The organism is Streptomyces olivochromogenes, assembly GCF_021538895.1.
Lineage (GTDB): Bacteria > Actinomycetota > Actinomycetes > Streptomycetales > Streptomycetaceae > Streptomyces > Streptomyces olivochromogenes_A.
Genome location: NZ_JADDRL010000050.1, coordinates 50,935 through 68,322 on the forward strand (window position 1 = coordinate 50,935; position 17,388 = coordinate 68,322).

The 17,388-nt window shown below is 71.4% G+C and carries 13 protein-coding genes; 8 read left to right on the forward strand and 5 right to left on the reverse strand.

From position 1 onward, the window contains the following. Positions 1-17: 17 nt before the first annotated feature. The gene (locus IPZ69_RS24760) at positions 18-1,181 is read right to left on the reverse strand and encodes a PQQ-dependent sugar dehydrogenase (RefSeq protein WP_235456578.1); all 1,164 of its coding nucleotides are present in this window, start codon (positions 1,179-1,181) and stop codon (positions 18-20) included. Positions 1,182-1,305: 124 nt separating this feature from the next. Further along, a complete protein-coding gene (locus tag IPZ69_RS24765) occupies positions 1,306-2,304 on the reverse strand; it encodes an aldo/keto reductase (protein ID WP_235456579.1) in 999 nt (332 codons plus the stop codon). Between the two features lie 74 nt (positions 2,305-2,378). On the opposite strand from IPZ69_RS24765, the gene IPZ69_RS24770 reads away from it, so the two are divergent. The 6 genes from IPZ69_RS24770 (at position 2,379) to serA (ending at position 12,341) form a co-directional block, all read left to right on the forward strand. Then, positions 2,379-3,329 (forward strand): 2-hydroxyacid dehydrogenase, encoded by a 951-nt coding sequence (locus IPZ69_RS24770; protein WP_235456580.1) that lies wholly within the window; start codon positions 2,379-2,381, stop codon positions 3,327-3,329. A gap of 402 nt (positions 3,330-3,731) precedes the next feature. Continuing rightward, positions 3,732-6,749 (forward strand): putative bifunctional diguanylate cyclase/phosphodiesterase, encoded by a 3,018-nt coding sequence (locus IPZ69_RS24775; RefSeq protein ID WP_235456581.1) that lies wholly within the window; start codon positions 3,732-3,734, stop codon positions 6,747-6,749. Between the two features lie 237 nt (positions 6,750-6,986). Next, positions 6,987-8,846 (forward strand): acetolactate synthase large subunit, encoded by a 1,860-nt coding sequence (locus IPZ69_RS24780; protein ID WP_235456582.1) that lies wholly within the window; start codon positions 6,987-6,989, stop codon positions 8,844-8,846. 20 nt (positions 8,847-8,866) lie between these two features. Continuing rightward, positions 8,867-9,391: an acetolactate synthase small subunit gene (gene ilvN / locus IPZ69_RS24785; protein WP_235456583.1), complete on the forward strand. Its 525-nt coding sequence runs from the start codon at positions 8,867-8,869 to the stop codon at positions 9,389-9,391. 129 nt (positions 9,392-9,520) lie between these two features. Next, positions 9,521-10,519, forward strand: coding sequence for a ketol-acid reductoisomerase (gene ilvC / locus IPZ69_RS24790; RefSeq protein ID WP_235456584.1), 999 nt, complete (start codon positions 9,521-9,523; stop codon positions 10,517-10,519). A 232-nt stretch (positions 10,520-10,751) separates the two neighbouring features. Next, positions 10,752-12,341, forward strand: coding sequence for a phosphoglycerate dehydrogenase (gene serA / locus IPZ69_RS24795; RefSeq protein ID WP_235456585.1), 1,590 nt, complete (start codon positions 10,752-10,754; stop codon positions 12,339-12,341). 91 nt (positions 12,342-12,432) lie between these two features. Here the strand turns inward: serA and IPZ69_RS24800 are convergent, their stop codons facing one another. Beyond that, a complete protein-coding gene (locus tag IPZ69_RS24800) occupies positions 12,433-13,977 on the reverse strand; it encodes an MFS transporter (protein WP_235456586.1) in 1,545 nt (514 codons plus the stop codon). Positions 13,978-14,074: 97 nt separating this feature from the next. Between IPZ69_RS24800 and IPZ69_RS24805 the strand changes: the two genes are divergently transcribed. Continuing rightward, on the forward strand, positions 14,075-14,659 hold the full coding sequence (locus tag IPZ69_RS24805; RefSeq protein WP_235456587.1) for a TetR/AcrR family transcriptional regulator: 585 nt from the start codon (positions 14,075-14,077) through the stop codon (positions 14,657-14,659). Here the strand turns inward: IPZ69_RS24805 and IPZ69_RS24810 are convergent. Beyond that, positions 14,634-14,987 carry an MFS transporter gene (locus IPZ69_RS24810; RefSeq protein ID WP_308407541.1) on the reverse strand — a complete coding sequence of 118 codons (354 nt, stop codon included), beginning with the start codon at positions 14,985-14,987 and terminating at the stop codon, positions 14,634-14,636. The two genes, IPZ69_RS24805 and IPZ69_RS24810, sit on opposite strands and share 26 nt — an antisense overlap. Next, positions 14,948-15,904, reverse strand: coding sequence for an MFS transporter (locus IPZ69_RS24815; RefSeq protein WP_235456589.1), 957 nt, complete (start codon positions 15,902-15,904; stop codon positions 14,948-14,950). The genes IPZ69_RS24810 and IPZ69_RS24815 overlap by 40 nt, the downstream gene beginning before the upstream one ends. Positions 15,905-15,951: 47 nt before the next feature. Here IPZ69_RS24815 and pdxR point away from each other — a divergent pair, with 47 nt between their 5' ends. After that, positions 15,952-17,370 (forward strand): MocR-like pyridoxine biosynthesis transcription factor PdxR, encoded by a 1,419-nt coding sequence (gene pdxR / locus IPZ69_RS24820; protein ID WP_235456593.1) that lies wholly within the window; start codon positions 15,952-15,954, stop codon positions 17,368-17,370. Positions 17,371-17,388: the final 18 nt, after the last annotated feature.

Below are 17,388 nucleotides of genomic sequence, written 5' to 3' on the forward strand. Positions count from 1 at the left end.
CCGGGCAGGGACGCCCCTCACTTCACTTCCAGCTCCAGGATCCGGTCGTCGCCCTTCCTCGGTGTCCCCCGGCCGTCGGTGTTGCTGGTGACCAGCCACACCTTGTCGCCGCCCGCCGCGACCACCGTGCGCAGGCGGCCGTAGGCGCCGGTGAGGAAGGCCTGCGGGACCGCCGAGGCCTGTGTGCCCTTGAGGGGGATGCGCCACAGACGCTGACCCTTGAGACCGGCCATCCAGATGACGCCGTGGACATACGCGATGCCGCTGGGGGAGGCGTCGTCGGTTTGCCACTGGGCGATCGGGTTCTGGTACGCGGGGTTGTCCGACCTGCCCTCGGCGTCCGGCCAGCCGTAGTTGCCCCCGGGCTTGATCGCGTTCAGCTCGTCCCAGGTGTCCTGGCCGAACTCCGAGGCGAACAGGCGCTGTTTGTCGTCCCAGGCGAGGCCCTGCACATTGCGGTGGCCGTAGGAGTACACGGGGGAGCCGGGGAAGGGATTGCCCGGGGCCGGCTCGCCCTCCGGTGTCATCCGCAGGATCTTGCCGCCCAGGGACTTCTTGTCCTGCGCCAGCCCCCGCTGCCCGCTCTCACCCGTCCCCGCGTAGAGCATGTTGTCCGGGCCGAAGGCGATACGGCCGCCGTTGTGGATGTAGCCCTTGGGGATGCCCCTGAAGATCGTGTCGGGCGCGCCCAGTTGCTCGCCGGGCGGCCGCTGCTCGTCGTACAGCATGCGGACGACGCGGTTGTCCGAGGCCGAGGTGAAGTACGCGTAGATCATGTGGTCCGAGGCGAAGTCGGGGGAGAGCGCGATGCCCAGGAGGCCGCCCTCGCCGGCCGCGGACACACCGGAGACCGTGCCCAGCTCCGTCCGCTTGCCCGTCTTCGCGTCGATCCGGGTGATCGTCCCGTCGTTGCGGGAGGAGACGAGCAGGTCGCCCTCGGGGAGGGGCGCGAGGCCCCACGGGGTCTTCAGACCCTCGGTGACCGTGCGCACCACCTTCACCGAGCCCTTGGCGGGCGCGGTCTCCTCGGTCGACCGCGCGGAGGGGGACGCCGTGGACGCCGTACCCCTCGACGCCGTACTCCCCGCACCGAACGGGGCTCCGCCGCCGCCCGAGGAGCAGCCGGCTGCCAGCAGGAGCGCGGCCGCGGCGCATACGGCCGGTACAGCTCGACGTTGCACGATCAGGGTCCCTTCGACGCGGCGGTTCGAGCGAGGGCTCTCCTTTCTCATACACCGTCGGCCCCGCCCGGGTTCCCGGTCTCCCGTCAAGAATCCGCCCGCGGGCCCCTGATCGCGTGCACGCTCAGTCCCACGACCCTTGAGCCGCGGGCAGCCGGGCGAGTTCCGTGAAGTCCTCCGGAGTCAGGCGCAGCTGTGCCGCGGCGGCGTTCTGCGCCGCCCAGCGCTCCTGCTTGGTGCCGGGGACCGGGATCACATGGCGGCCCCGGGACAGGACCCAGGCCAGGGCCACCTGGGCCGGGGTGACCTCGGGGCCGTGGCGTCGGGCCACCCGGCGCAGGCCGGCCACGATCGGCTGGTTGGCGGCCATCATCTCGGCCGTGAAGCGGGGGTGCCGGGCACGCAGGTCGTCCGGCTCGAAGCCCTCACCGGGGGTCAGGGTGCCGGTCAGGAAACCGTTGCCGAGCGGCATCGCGGCCAGGAAGCCGACGCCCCGCGCCTCGCACCAGGGGAGCAGGGACCGCAGCGCCTCCGGCGACCACACCGACAGCTCCGCCTGCACCGCGCTCACCGGGAAGACCTGCTGCACCCGCTGGAGCTGGCGCAGCGTCGTGTCGTGCAGCCCCGCCCCCGAGCGGCGACCGCCGCGCGCCCCCATCGCGCACAGGCCCAGCGCCCGCACCTTCCCGGCCCGGACCAGTTCCGCCATCGCGCCCCAGGTCTCCTCGACCGGGACCTCGGGATCGGCCCGGTGGAGCTGGTAGAGGTCGATCACGTCCGTCTGGAGGCGGCGCAGCGAGGCGTCGCAGGCCCGCTTCACGTACCCCGGGCGGCCGTTCGCCACGACGTGCTGCTCGCCCACCAGCAGGCCGACCTTCGTCGACACGAAGGCGTCCGGGCGCCGCTCCTTCAGCACCCGGCCCACCAGCAGCTCGTTGGTGAACGGGCCGTACATGTCCGCCGTGTCGAGGAGTGTCGAGCCCGCGTCGAGCGCCCGGTGCACGGTTCTGAGCGATGCGTCGCCCCGCTGCCGCGACCCGCTGTACGCCCAGCTCATCGGCATGCATCCGAGTCCGACGGCCCCCACCGCGAGTCCCCCCGCGCCGATCGTCCTGCACTCCACCTGCTCGTGAACCTCCCTCGTCCGGCCCCCAACCTAACCTCTGGCCTCCGCTTCGCTGACATAGCCTCCCGACCATGACTGCTGACGTGTGGCTTCCCATCCCGCCGGAGGAGATCGCCGGGCTTCCCCAGGGGCCCGCCTATCGGTTCTGGGACGGGGGTGAGGAGTTCCCCGCCGACCCGGGCGACTGTGCCGTCTACGTCGTGCCCTACATGAAGCCCAGTGAGCTCTGCGTGCGGCCGATGGCCCGGATGCGGTCCGTTCAGGTCGTACAGACGCTGACCGCGGGCATCGACCATGTGCAGCCGGGTCTGAAGAACCTGCGCGCGGGGGTGCGGTTGTGCAACGCGCGCGGGGTGCACGAGGCCAGCACCGCCGAGCTCACGCTGACGCTCGTCCTCGCCTCGCTGCGCGGCATCCCCGACTTCGTGCGGGCCCAGGACAGGGGGGAATGGCTGAGCGGGTTCCGGCCGGCCCTTGCCGACAAGACCGTTCTGATCGTCGGCTACGGCTCCATCGGCGCCGCCATCGAGGACCGGCTCACGCCGTTCGAGCTCGCGCGGGTGGCGCGCGTCGCGCGCTCTGAGCGCACCTCGGCGCGCGGACCGGTGCATCCGCTCACCGAACTGTCCTCCCTGCTTCCGCAGGCGGATGTCGTCATCCTGTCCACCCCGCTCACCCAGACCACCAGAGGCCTGGTCGACGCGGACTTCCTCGGCCGGATGAAGGACGGGGCACTGCTGGTCAACGTGGCCCGCGGGCCGGTCGTGGACACGGACGCGCTGCTCGCGGAGCTGCGGACCGGCCGCATCACCGCCGCGCTCGACGTCACCGATCCCGAGCCGCTGTCCCCCGGTCACCCCTTGTGGCAGGCGCCGGGCGTGCTGATCAGCCCGCACGTCGGCGGACCCAGCTCGGCCTTCCTGCCGCGCGCCAAGCGGCTGTTGGTGGACCAGTTGACCCGCTTCGTGAACCGGGAGCCCCTGCGCAACGTGATCCTTACGACGGGCAGCGCAGACGCCTGACGGCCGCCATGGCAGGCAGGCGGTCCGGTTCCGGCACCCTGCGCAATCCCCCGGACGCGGTGCGTGCCCGCATCGCCGCTGGTCGTCACGGAGCGTAGAGAAGCTATGTCCCTGAGTGACGAGACTGGTGTATCGTCCCGACAGGGGCTGCGCCGCGCACCGTTCGGCGCCGGGGATGGACATTTCAGATTTGTGAGGGGGGCGACGGGCGATGCACGGCCTATGGACGAACGATCCGACGCGGCGGAGCCGCCGGCGGCGACCCTGGCGCACGACCGCGCGCAGACGCGGCCACCACAACAGCCATCACCACCAGCGCGGGCACACGGCACGCAAGAGGCATGCGCACCCAGCGCACCGGGACTCGCGGGCCCCGGGAGCGGCGCGGACCGGGAGGCCCCGGTGAGCTCGCCGCCTACCGTGACGACCGCCCTCAATGGAGCGCTGCGGGCGCAGTCTCCGTCGGGGACGCCGCTGTCCCGACCGCCGGCCGTCGGCGGTGGGGCGCGGATGGTCCGGCAACTGGTTCTGACCCTGGTGTGCGCGGCCTACGCCGTCGGTTCCGCGCTCGGCTGGGGTTCGGCCGAAGTCGCCCTGATCATGGGTGACTTCGGGCTGACGGCGGCGGCGGGCACCGCCGCCGTGTCCTGCTTCTTCTACGCGCGCACGCCCCGGGTCCGCTTTCGACCCGCGTGGCTGCTGTTCGCCCTCTCCTCGGCGATGGCGGCCCTGGGCAACGCGGTCTGGGGGTGGTACGAGGTCGTGCTGGCCCGCCCCGTACCCAGCCCCAGCTACGCCGACCTGTTCTTCCTGTGCTTCGCGCCGCCCGCGATCGTGGGGCTGCTGGTGCTCGCCAAGCGGCCGGTGACGAAGGCGGGCTGGATCTGCCTGGGGCTGGACGCCTGGCTGATCGGCGGCTCGCTGCTCACCCTGTCGTGGAGCCTCGCGCTCGCCCAGGCCGCCAGGTTCGACGGGCCGAGCGTCGCGCACACCGCGCTGTCACTGGCGTACCCACTGCTCGACATCGCGCTGGTCAGCATGGTGCTGGCGCTGCACTTCCGGCGCTCGCCGGGCAACCGCACGGCGGTGAACACCGCCATCGGCGCGCTCGCCCTGACCGTGATGTGCGACGCCCTGTTCACCTCGCCGCTGCTGCACAGCAGCTACCACTCCGGCCAGCTGCTCGACGCGGGCTGGTTCGCCGGCTCCCTGCTCCTCGCCTACGCCCCGTGGGCCGCACCGCGCGGGCAAGGGCCGCAGGAGGCCGAGCGGCACGCTCCGGACGGGCACACGCGCGTGGTCCACGAGCACGTGCCCGGACAGCGCGGCGGCATCCACCACCGCACGCCGCTGCCCGTGCCGGGGGGTGATCACAGCCGGTATCCGGTCGGCCGGCCCCTCACCGGCTCCCTGGCCGCGCTCACGCCGTACCTGGCCGCGGCCGTGTGCACCCTGGGCATCCTCTACAACGTCCTCAACGGCCGCAGCCCGGACCACGTCGTGCTGATCACCGCCGGTGCCGTGGTGCTCGCGCTCGTCACGCGCCAGGGCATCATGCTGCTCGACAACATCACCCTCACCCAGGAACTGGCGCAGCAGGAGAACCACTTCCGCTCCCTGGTGCAGGGCTCCAGCGACGTCATCATGATCGCCGCGCCCAACGGCATCCTCCGGTACGTCTCCCCGGCCGCCGCCGGGGTCTACGGACGGCCCGCGGAGGACCTGGTGGGCACGGAGCTGGCCAACCTCATCCACCCGGAGGACCTGGGCTGCGTGGTGCACGAGGCGCGCCGCTTCCTCGCCGCCAGCCCCCTCGAAGAACCCACCACCCGCATCGAGTGCCGCTTCCGGTCCGGCGGTGGCGGCTGGCTCAACGTCGAGTCGACCGTCAACCGGCACCACGGCGGCCTCATCTTCAACAGCCGTGACGTGACCGAGCGGGTGCGCCTGCAGGCGCAGCTCCAGCACAACGCCGAGCACGATCCGCTCACCGACCTGCCCAACCGCGCGCTGTTCACCCGGCGCGTCCAGCAGGCCCTGTCCGGCCGCCGCGCCTCCGACCGCGGCGCCGCCCTGCGCGGCACGGCCGTCCTCTTCATCGACCTGGACGGGTTCAAGGCCGTCAACGACACGATCGGGCACCAGGCCGGGGACGCGCTCCTCGTCCAGGCCGCCCGCAGACTCCACGACGCCGTCCGCAAGACCGACACCGCCTCCCGGCTGGGCGGTGACGAGTTCGCGGCGCTGATCGTCGGGGACGGCACCCGTGACCGCAGTGCCCGGGAACGGCACATCCTGGAGCTCGCCGACCGCCTCAGGGTGACCCTCTCCCAGCCCTACCTCATCGACGGCAACGATGTCCGTGTCAACGCGTCCATCGGCGTCGCCTTCGCCGAACCGGGTCTCGGCGCGGGCGAACTGCTGCGCAACGCCGACCTCGCCATGTATCGCGCCAAGTCGGCGGGCAAGGGCCGGGTCGAGCTGTACAAACCACAGATGCAGCAGGACGTCGTACGCAAGGCGGAGCTGGCCACGCGGCTGCGTGCCGCGCTGCACGACGGCGAGTTCACGCTGCTGCACCAGCCGGTGGTGTGCCTGGAGAACGGCCGGATCACATCGGTCTGCGCGCAGGCGCGCTGGCGCTCCTCGCAGGGGGTGCTGTTCACCCCGGCCGAGTTCCTGCGGGTGGCCGAGGACAGCGACAAGACCTCGGAACTGAACCGCTGGATCCTAGAAGAGGCGGTGGAACAGGCCGCCGAGCGCGCCGGGACCGGCCTCGCCGTGCCCGTGGTGGTGCGGATGTCCGCCCGGCGGCTGCTGGACCGGTCGATGCCGCTCGGCTCGGTGGAGGCGCTGCTGACCCGGCACGGGCTGCCCTCCGGATCCCTGGTGATCGAGCTGTCCGAGACCGACCCCCGGGTCTGTCTGGACGACCTGGAGCGCCGTCTCGGCGCTCTGCGGCGGCTGGGCGTACGGATCGCCCTGGACGGCTTCGGCAGCGGATACGCGGCGATCACCACCCTCCGGCGGCTCCCCGTCGACATGCTGAAACTCGACCGCAGCATGGTCGAGGGCGTCGTCGAGTCCGCCCGGCTGCACAAGATCACCAGCGGGCTGCTGCGCATCGCCACCGACCTCGGGCTCCAGTCCGTGGCCGAGGGCGTGGACCTTCCGGAGCAGATCGTCGCCCTGCGTCAGATGGGTTGCACACACGGGCAGGGCATGGCCTTTTCCGGTCCGCTCGACGAATTCCGGCTGCGCCGGGCGCTCGGATCAGGCCATTATCCGGTTCCGCACGGACCCGCCGAACCGGCGTTCGCGGGCGGCGGCGCGGGGGTGTACACAGGTGGTGTGCCCGCTGTCTTCGGAGGCGGAAGTGCCCTTCGCTCACATAATGAGACTCCCGTCCCACCCACTTGACACGTGGTGCGCGTCGGAGGGAGGGTCAGTCCCATGCGCACCCGAATTCTCGTACTTGGACAGCGCGTCGGCTGAGCTGGGACCCACCGGAGGACGATCCGGAATCCCCAGCGACCTCACCGGCGCGCTCCCCTCGCTTGCCTTGCGGCACGAGGGGTTTTTTGTTGCACAGGCACCAGGCGTACAACAGCCGCACATCGCACAAACTTCGCAAAAACCCTCAGCATCGAGAAGAGAATGCCGATGACCGAGCAGGCCCCGGGGGCCCACCATCCGCAGCCGCGGCCCCGTTCCGGAGGACAGCAGTCCGCGACCGTCGAGCACGTCACGGGTGCGCAGTCCCTCATCCGTTCGCTTGAGGAGGTCGGCGCTGACACGGTATTCGGCATTCCCGGTGGCGCGATCCTGCCGGCCTACGACCCGCTGATGGACTCCACGAAGGTCCGCCACGTCCTGGTCCGGCACGAGCAGGGCGCCGGCCACGCGGCGACGGGTTACGCGCAGGCCACCGGCCGGGTCGGCGTCTGCATGGCGACCTCGGGCCCGGGTGCGACGAACCTGGTCACGCCCATCGCCGACGCGCACATGGACTCGGTGCCGCTCGTGGCGATCACCGGCCAGGTCGCGTCCAAGGCCATCGGCACGGACGCCTTCCAGGAGGCGGACATCGTCGGCATCACGATGCCCGTCACCAAGCACAACTTCCTGGTCACCAAGGCCGAGGACATCCCGCGGGTGATCGCGCAGGCGTTCCACATCGCCTCCACCGGCCGCCCCGGCCCGGTCCTGGTCGACATCGCCAAGGACGCCCTCCAGGCGAGGACCACCTTCTCCTGGCCGCCCGTCATGGACCTGCCCGGCTACCGCCCGGTGACCAAGCCGCACGCCAAGCAGATCCGCGAGGCCGCCAAGCTGATCACCTCCGCCAAGCGGCCGGTCCTCTACGTCGGAGGCGGTGTCCTCAAGGCACGCGCCACCGCCGAGCTCAAGGTCCTCGCCGAGCTCACCGGAGCGCCCGTCACCACCACCCTGATGGCGCTCGGCGCGTTCCCCGACAGCCACCCGCTGCACGTGGGAATGCCGGGCATGCACGGTGCGGTCACCGCCGTCACCGCGCTGCAGAAGGCCGACCTGATCGTCGCCCTCGGAGCCCGCTTCGACGACCGCGTCACCGGCAAGCTGGACAGCTTCGCCCCGCACGCCAAGATCGTCCACGCCGACATCGACCCGGCCGAGATCGGTAAGAACCGCGAGGCCGACGTGCCGATCGTCGGTGACGCCCGCGAGGTCATCGCCGACCTGATCCAGGCGGTGCAGAAGGAGCACAGCGAGGGTCACCAGGGCGACTACACCGCCTGGTGGAAGGACCTCAACCGCTGGCGCGACACCTACCCACTCGGCTACGACCAGCCCGAGGACGGCTCGCTGTCCCCGCAGCAGGTCATCGAGCGCATCGGCCAACTGGCGCCCAAGGGCACGATCTTCGCGGCGGGCGTCGGCCAGCACCAGATGTGGGCCGCGCACTTCATCCAGTACGAGAAGCCCGCCACCTGGCTGAACTCCGGCGGCGCCGGGACGATGGGCTACGCGGTGCCGGCAGCGATGGGCGCCAAGGCCGGCGCGCCGGACCAGGCGGTCTGGGCGATCGACGGCGACGGCTGCTTCCAGATGACCAATCAGGAGCTCACCACCTGCGCCCTGAACAACATCCCGATCAAGGTCGCCATCATCAACAACGGCGCCCTCGGGATGGTCCGTCAGTGGCAGACCCTCTTCTACAACCAGCGCTACTCCAACACCGTGCTGCACAGCGGCCCGGAGGCGGACGGCAAGCAGCCCAGCGCCGGCACCCGCGTCCCCGACTTCGTGAAGCTGTCGGAGGCCATGGGCTGCTACGCGATCCGCTGCGAGCGGCCGGAGGACCTGGACAAGGTCATCGAAGAGGCGAACTCCATCAACGACCGTCCGGTCGTCGTCGACTTCATCGTCCACGAGGACGCGATGGTGTGGCCGATGGTCGCCGCCGGCACCTCCAACGACGAGATCATGGCCGCCCGGGACGTCCGCCCCGACTTCGGCGACAACGAAGACGACTGAGCGAGAGAGACCACAGAGAAATGTCCAAGCACACGCTCTCCGTCCTGGTGGAGAACACGCCGGGCATCCTCGCCCGGATCGCCGCCCTGTTCTCCCGCCGCGGTTTCAACATCGACTCGCTCGCGGTGGGCGTCACCGAGCACCCCGACATCTCCCGCATCACCATCGTGGTGAACGTGGAGGACCTGCCGCTGGAGCAGGTGACCAAGCAGCTGAACAAGCTCGTCAACGTGCTGAAGATCGTCGAGCTGGAGCCGGCGCAGGCCGTGCAGCGCGAACTCGTTCTGGTGAAGGTGCGCGCCGACAACGAGACGCGCTCCCAGATCGTCGAGATCGTCCAGCTCTTCCGCGCCAAGACCGTCGACGTCTCCCCGGAGGCGGTCACCATCGAGGCCACCGGCAGCAGCGACAAGCTGTCCGCGATGCTCAAGATGCTGGAGCAGTACGGCATCAAGGAACTGGTCCAGTCCGGCACGATCGCGATCGGCCGCGGCGCCCGTTCGATCACCGACCGGTCGCTGCGCGCTCTCGACCGGTCGGCCTAAGACCTCGACCGGTATCGGTTCGGGCGACCGGGGGACACCGGTCGCCCGTATGCCGAGACCCTGATCCTTTCCCTCCCCCCGCCGTCATACGGTGGGACGCAACACCCGTATCCAAGGAGAGAACCCAAAGTGGCCGAGCTGTTCTACGACGCTGACGCCGACCTGTCCATCATCCAGGGCCGCAAGGTCGCGGTCATCGGCTACGGCAGCCAGGGCCACGCGCACGCCCTGTCGCTGCGTGACTCCGGTGTCGACGTCCGTGTCGGTCTCCACGAGGGCTCCAAGTCCAAGGCCAAGGCCGAGGAGCAGGGCCTGCGTGTGGTGACGCCGTCCGAGGCCGCCGCCGAGGCCGACGTCATCATGATCCTCATCCCGGACCCGATCCAGGCCCAGGTCTACGAGGAGTCCATCGCCCCGAACCTGAACGACGGCGACGCGCTGTTCTTCGCCCACGGCTTCAACATCCGCTTCGGCTTCATCAAGCCCCCGGCCGGTGCCGACGTCGCGCTGGTCGCCCCGAAGGGCCCGGGCCACCTGGTCCGCCGCCAGTACGAGGAGGGCCGCGGCGTTCCCGCGATCGCCGCCGTCGAGCAGGACGCCACCGGTGGCGCCTTCGACCTGGCCCTGTCGTACGCCAAGGCGATCGGCGGCACCCGTGCCGGCGTCATCAAGACGACCTTCACCGAGGAGACCGAGACCGACCTGTTCGGTGAGCAGGCCGTGCTGTGCGGTGGCACCTCCGCCCTCGTCAAGGCCGGCTTCGAGACCCTCGTCGAGGCGGGCTACCAGCCGGAGATCGCCTACTTCGAGTGCCTGCACGAGCTGAAGCTGATCGTCGACCTCATGTACGAGGGCGGCCTGGAGAAGATGCGCTGGTCCGTCTCCGAGACCGCCGAGTGGGGCGACTACGTCACCGGCCCGCGCGTCATCACGGACGCCACCAAGGCCGAGATGAAGCAGGTCCTCGCCGAGATCCAGGACGGCACCTTCGCCCAGAACTGGATGGACGAGTACCACGGCGGTCTGAAGAAGTACAACGAGTACAAGAAGCAGGACTCCGAGCACCTGCTGGAGACCACCGGCAAGCAGCTGCGCAAGCTGATGTCGTGGGTGAACGAGGAGGCGTAGGCCTCGGGGCCGGGGCCGGGGCGTTTCGCTCCGGCCCTGTTGTCCATCCCGTCCAGCCACGGACGGGTGATCCTTACGCGGAGGCGCAAGATGACCTCCGCAGCGCAACTACACTGCTGCTCAACATACGCGTCAGGCCCACAGCGTCGTGCGTCTTCCGCGGCTAGCCCCCTCCTCCGCCTGCGGCCGTCGGGACGGCCGTCCGCATGCATTGGATTTGTGAGGACCTCACGTGAGCTCGAAACCTGTCGTACTCATCGCTGAAGAGCTGTCGCCCGCGACCGTGGACGCACTCGGCCCCGACTTCGAGATCCGGCACTGCAACGGCGCCGACCGAGCCGAGCTGCTCCCCGCCATCGCCGACGTGGACGCGATCCTGATCCGCTCCGCAACCAAGGTCGACGCCGAGGCGGTCGCCGCCGCCAAGAAGCTGAAGGTCGTGGCGCGAGCCGGCGTCGGCCTGGACAACGTCGACGTCTCGTCCGCCACCAAGGCCGGCGTGATGGTCGTCAACGCCCCCACCTCCAACATCGTGACCGCCGCCGAGCTGGCCTGCGGTCTGATCCTCGCCACCGCCCGGAACATCCCGCAGGCCAACGCCGCGCTCAAGAACAGCGAGTGGAAGCGCAGCAAGTACACGGGCGTGGAGCTGGCCGAGAAGACGCTGGGCGTCGTGGGCCTGGGCCGCATCGGCGCCCTAGTGGCGCAGCGCATGTCCGCCTTCGGGATGAAGGTCGTCGCGTACGACCCGTACGTCCAGCCCGCGCGTGCGGCGCAGATGGGCGTGAAGGTGCTGTCCCTCGACGAGCTGCTCGAAGTCTCCGACTTCATCACCGTGCACCTGCCGAAGACCCCCGAGACGCTGGGCCTGATCGGCGAGGAGGCGCTGCGCAGGGTCAAGCCGTCCGTGCGCGTCGTCAACGCCGCGCGCGGTGGCATCGTCGACGAGGCGGCGCTGTACTCCGCCCTCAAGGAGGGCCGCGTCGCGGGCGCCGGTCTCGACGTGTACGCCAAGGAGCCGTGCACGGACTCCCCGCTGTTCGAGCTCGACCAGGTCGTGTGCACCCCGCACCTCGGCGCGTCGACGGACGAGGCGCAGGAGAAGGCGGGCATCGCGGTCGCCAAGTCCGTCCGCCTGGCCCTCGCCGGCGAGCTGGTCCCGGACGCGGTGAACGTCCAGGGCGGTGTCATCGCCGAGGACGTCAAGCCGGGTCTGCCGCTCGCGGAGCGCCTCGGCCGCATCTTCACCGCGCTCGCGGGCGAGGTCGCGGTGCGTCTCGACGTCGAGGTGTACGGCGAGATCACCCAGCACGACGTGAAGGTGCTGGAGCTGTCCGCGCTCAAGGGTGTCTTCGAGGACGTCGTCGACGAGACCGTGTCGTACGTCAACGCCCCGCTGTTCGCCCAGGAGCGCGGCGTCGAGGTCCGCCTGACCACCAGCTCCGAGGCGACCGACCACCGCAACGTCGTGACGGTGCGCGGCACCCTCGGCAACGGCGAGGAGGTCTCGGTCTCCGGCACGCTGTCCGGCCCGAAGCACCTGCAGAAGATCGTCGCGGTCGGCGACTACGACGTCGACCTGGCGCTCGCCGAGCACATGGTCGTCCTGCGCTACGAGGACCGTCCGGGTGTCGTCGGCACCGTCGGCCGCATCCTCGGCGAGGCGGGCATCAACATCGCCGGCATGCAGGTCGCCCGTGCGGCGGCGGGCGGCGAGGCGCTCGCGGTCCTCACCGTCGACGACACCGTCGCCCCCGGCGTGCTGGCCGAGGTCGCGGAGGAGATCGGGGCGACGTCCGCCCGCTCGGTGAACCTGGTCTGACACCGCACGCTCGCAAAGCGCCGGGTGGGCTGAGGAATCTCAGCCCACCCGGCGCTTTTTCGTACGGTGCCGTGCTGCCCTGCGCGCCGTCTCAGACCGCGGCCTTCTCGGTCTGTGGCGCCGGCGTCTCCCGCACGTGGATCCGGCGCAGGGCCGTCGCCGCCCCGATCGCCGCGAGGGCCAGGACCGCCGCCCCCGTGAGGGCCGCGCCGTGCATGCCGGTGGTGAAGGCCTCCCGGGCCGCGGCGGCCAGGGCGTCCCCCGCGCGCCCCGGCAGCTGCCCGGCGACGGCGAGCGCGCCGCCCAGGGTCTCGCGGGCCTCGGCCGGGGGCGAAGCCGGTATCTCGTTGCGGTAGACCGCCGTACCGATGGAGCCGAGGACCGCCATGCCCAGCGCGCCGCCGAACTCCGTTCCCGTCTCCAGCAGCGAGGAGGCGGCGCCCGCCTGCTCCACCGGGGCGGCACTCAGGGCCAGGTCGGTCATCTGCGACATCACCATGACGATGCCGGAGGCCAGGACGCCGCAGGCGGCGAGGACGAGCCAGAGGGAGTCCGTGCCGGCCAGGGCCAGCATGCCGTAGCCCGCCGCGGCGACGGCGAAGCCCGCGGAGACCACGTAGGCGCGGTTCACGCCCTTCTGGACCAGGGCGGTCGCCACCGGGGCGGCCATCCCGATCGGCACCGACGGCAGCAGCGACCACAGGGCGGCCTCCATCGCGCTCTTGTCGAGCACCGACTGCAGATACTGCGTGGTGAAGAACGCCGAACCCATGATCGCGAACGCGGAGACGAGGTTCAGGGCCACCGCGGGGGCGAAGCCGTGGCCACGGAACAGGGCCGGCGAGATCATCGGCGAGGCGGCCGTGCGCTGGCGGTGGACGAAGAGGGCCGCGAAGAGCAGGCCGACGGTGACCGAGACGACGTACTGCGGGTGCCAGCCCTCGGACGGGATCTCCTTGAGGCCGTAGATCACGGGGAGCACCGCGGCCATGGACAGCGGCACGCTCACGAGGTCGAAGCGGCCGGGCTCCGGGTTCTTCGACTCCGGCAGCAGGATCGGGCCGAGCACCAGCAGCAGCACCATCGCGGGCAGGTTGACCAGGAAGACCGAGCCCCACCAGAAGTACTGGACGAGGACACCGCTCAGTACGGAGCCGAGAGCGATGCCGCCGGTCATGACGCCGGACCAGATGCCGATCGCCTTGGCCCGCTGTCCGGGGTCGGTGAACATCGTGCGGACCAGCGCCATGGTGGAGGGCATCAGGGTCGCGCCGCCGATGCCGAGGACCGCGCGGGCCGCGATCAGGGTCTCGGCGCTGTTCGCGTAGGCCGCGACCAGGGACGCGGCACCGAAGGCGGCCGCGCCGACCAGGAGCAGCCGGCGGCGGCCGATGCGGTCGCCCAGCGAGCCCATCGTCATCAGCAGACCGGCCAGGACGAAGCCGTAGATGTCGAAGATCCACAGCTGCTGGGTGCCGCTCGGCTCCAGGTCCGCGCTGATCGAGGGGATCGCGAAGTAGAGGACCGAGACGTCCATGGAGACCAGCAGCAGCGGCAGCATCAACACGCTGAGCGCGGTCCATTCGCGCCGACCGGCGTGCCCGGCAGGGGAGTTGGTGCTCGTCGAGTTCGTCATGCCGATGACTGTACGGGCGTCTTAAACGCTTGTCTAGAACGTATGTATAGGTCACGCGTCTAGGACGCTTGTATGGATCGGGAGTAGGGTGGTCCGCATGGGACACCGTGAGGATCTGCTCGAAGGCGCCAAGCGCTGCCTGCTGGAGAAGGGGTTCGCGCGCACGACGGCGCGCGACATCGTCAAGGAGTCGGGGACCAACCTGGCCTCGATCGGCTACCACTACGGCTCGAAGGACGCGCTGCTCGCGCAGGCGTACGTCTCGCTGGTCGAGGGCATGTCCGACGCCTTCGCCGAACCGGCGGACGACGGGACCGGCGCCGCTCCGGGTTCCCTCGAACGGTTCCGGGAGGTCTGGTCGAACGTCATCGCCACCATGCGGGAACCCGGATCGCTGTGGCGGCTCAGCGCGGAGATCGCGGTCATGGGCGACCAGCTGCCCGAGGTGCGCGACCATCTGGCGCAGGCCCAGCGGGAAGGATCGCGCGGTTTCGTCGCGCTGCTGATGGGCGGGCGGGAGGAGGACGTCCCGGAGGACGTCGTGGACTCGCTCGGCAGCTTCTACACGGTCCTGATGACGGGCCTCATCACCCTGTGGACCTTCGACCCGAAGACCGCCCCGGACGCCGACCAGCTCACCGAGGGCCTGCGTCAGGTCATCGAGGCCGCGACCCGGTCCTGACGCGGGCGTCCCGCAGCGCCGGGCCCAGGGCGAGCAGCATCACGGCGGCCGTCAGCGCGAACGCCCACGGATAGCCGGTGTGCGCCGCGGCCAGCCCGAAGCCGGCCGCGCCCGCGCCCATTCCGGCGTCGTACGCGAGGTTCCACACGGCGGTCACCGTGCCGAAGGAAGGGCGCGCGACCCGGGCGTACATCAGCGTCAGGGTGGCGTTCTGGGCCACGCCGAAGCCGGCCCCGAACACCGCGGAGCCCACGACCACCGCGACCGGAGTGGCCGTCGCCACGGTGATCAGCATCCCGGCGGCCGACAGCAGCAGGCCCGGCACCACCAGCCGCGCCGAGCCGTGCCGGTCGCCGTGCCGCCCGCCACCCAGCGGGCCGCCGTCGCGGCCGCCGGCTGCACCACCAGCGCCACGGTGACCGCCCCGGCCGAGGACTCCGGAACGGCCACCGGCAGGAAGGTGACCAGAATCCCGGCGGCGAGCGCGGTGGTGGCGAAGACCAGCGCGGGACGGCGCAGCGCGGGCGCGCGCAGGGCGGCCGTCATGGTCAGGGGCGTCTCTCCCACCGCGCCCGACACCCGGCCCGCGCCGCCCGCCGGCTCCGCGCCCTCCGAACGGGTGCCTTTCGCCTCCCTCGCGCCCCGCTCCCCGCCGGGCAGGCCCGATACCGACGCGATCGCCGCCAGCGCCGCCACTCCCGCCGCCACGGCGACCGGGCCGTACCCCGCGTGGCGGGCCAGCCACAGGCCCAGGGGGAGCGTGATCAGCGAGGCCCCGCCCCCGACCACGCCGACCAGCGCGAGGCCCTCGCCGCGTCGTTCGGCCGGGATCAGTGACGCCGTCATGGCCCCGCCCGCCACGATCGTCAACGCGAAGCCCAGACCGCGCACCAGACACACCGTCACGATCCACGCCACGCTGTCGGAGAGGGTCAGCACCAGGGCGGGGGCGCCGAGCAGCAGGAGCCCGATCATCAGCGGCAGCCGGATGCCGGACCGGGCGACCAGCCGGGGCGAGACCAGTTCGCCGAGGACCGTGGAGAACATCAGCGCGCCCGTGGCGAGGCCCGCGCCGCCCCCGCCGCCCGCCTCGTCCGCGTACGCGGGCACGGTCGACAGCAGCAGGTAGAAGCTGACCGAGGCACCGATCATGCTCACGAAGCGCAGCAGCAGTGCCCGGGTGATCAGTCGCGGTCTCGGCGCCGAAGTGGGCGTGTGGGCGGGGGAGTTCGTGGACGTCGTCATGTCGTCGACGCTAGGAGCCGACCGGACTGTCAGTAAGCTCCAATTCCATGTCTGTGCAGTGGGCCGGTCTCTCTCCCGAACTGCTCCTGACCGTCGACCGGGAGGGCGGCGAACAGCTGCACGCCCAGCTGGAACGCCAGCTCCGCGAGGCGATCCGCACGGGCCGCCTGCGGTCCGGCGAGCGGCTGCCCTCCTCCCGTGAACTCGCCCGCGCCCTGGGCCTGTCCCGCGGCCTGGTCCAGGACTGCTACGCCCAACTCCAGGCCGAGGGCTACCTCGTCACCCGCGTCGGCTCGGCCACCCGTGTCGCACCCTGCGCCCAGGTGCCGCCCGAGCCCGCCGCGCCACTCGTCCCCCGGCCGCGGCTGCTCGCCGACTTCCGCCACGGCGTCCCCGACCTCGCCTCCTTCCCGCTCACCGACTGGCTGTGGGCGACCCGGGAGGCGGCCCGCACGATGCCCACGGCCGATCTCGACTACGGCGATCCGCGCGGCAGCCTGCCCCTGCGCGAGGTCGTCGCCGGCTATCTGCGCCGGGTGCGCTCGGCCGCCGCCGACCCCGGCCGGACCGTCGTCTGCTCCGGCTACGCGCAGGGCCTCGCCCTGACCATGCAGGCACTGGCCGCCTCCGGCACCCGCGTGGTGGCGTACGAGGATCCGGGCGGCCCCGGCACCGCGAGTGCCGCCGCGGAGGCGGCGGGCCTCACCGCGGTGCCCGTCCCGGTCGACGAGCACGGCATCGACGTCGCGGCGCTGGCGGCGACCGGCGCGGGCGCGGTGATTGTCACCCCGGCCCACCAGTGGCCCACCGGCGTGCTACTGGCGCCGGCCCGCCGCCACGCCCTGATCGCGTGGGCGGTGCGCCACGACGCGTACGTCATCGAGGACGACTACGACGCGGAGTTCCGCTACGACCGCGAACCGGTCGGCTCGCTCCAGGGCCTCGCCGCCGACCGCGTGGTCTCCATCGGCACGGTCAGCAAGTCCCTGGCCCCCGCGCTGCGCATCGGCTGGCTGCTGTGTCCGCCCGCGCTCCTCGCACCGCTTTCCGAGCTGAAGCGGATCGCCGACCGTGGCACGCCGACCCTCGACCAGCTGGCCCTCGCCCGGCTGATCGAGTCCGGCCGCTACGACCGCCACCTGCGCCGCATGCGCACCCTGTACTGCACCCGCCGCACGGCGCTGCGCACGGCCCTCGCCGAGCACGCCCCCGCCGTACGCCTGACCGGCCTGGCCGCCGGCTTCCACGCCGTGGCCCATCTGCCGGCCGGCACCGACGAGCGGGAGGTGATCACGGCCGCCCGGGCCAGGTCGGTGGGCCTGTACGGCATGAGCGCCTGCCGCGCCTCCCACGCCGTGGAACCGCCCCAACTCGTCCTGGGCTTCGGCGACGTGACCGAGCGCGCGATCGGGGAGGGGATCTCCGCCGTGGGAGACCTGCTGGGCGGGGGCGCCGCCGGGCCCTAGGTCCTGTCGTCAAACTCG

Bases quoted from the DNA above. Each gene is read 5' to 3' on its own strand.
- IPZ69_RS24770 (WP_235456580.1), top strand. From the start codon at position 2,379: ATGACTGCTGACGTGTGGCTTCCCATCCCGCCGGAGGAGATCGCCGGG.
- IPZ69_RS24780 (WP_235456582.1), top strand. From the start codon at position 6,987: ATGCCGATGACCGAGCAGGCCCCGGGGGCCCACCATCCGCAGCCGCGG.
- ilvN (WP_235456583.1), top strand. From the start codon at position 8,867: ATGTCCAAGCACACGCTCTCCGTCCTGGTGGAGAACACGCCGGGCATC.
- IPZ69_RS24800 (WP_235456586.1), bottom strand. From the start codon at position 13,977: ATGACGAACTCGACGAGCACCAACTCCCCTGCCGGGCACGCCGGTCGG.
- IPZ69_RS24805 (WP_235456587.1), top strand. From the start codon at position 14,075: ATGGGACACCGTGAGGATCTGCTCGAAGGCGCCAAGCGCTGCCTGCTG.
- IPZ69_RS24815 (WP_235456589.1), bottom strand. From the start codon at position 15,904: ATGACGACGTCCACGAACTCCCCCGCCCACACGCCCACTTCGGCGCCG.
- pdxR (WP_235456593.1), top strand. From the start codon at position 15,952: ATGTCTGTGCAGTGGGCCGGTCTCTCTCCCGAACTGCTCCTGACCGTC.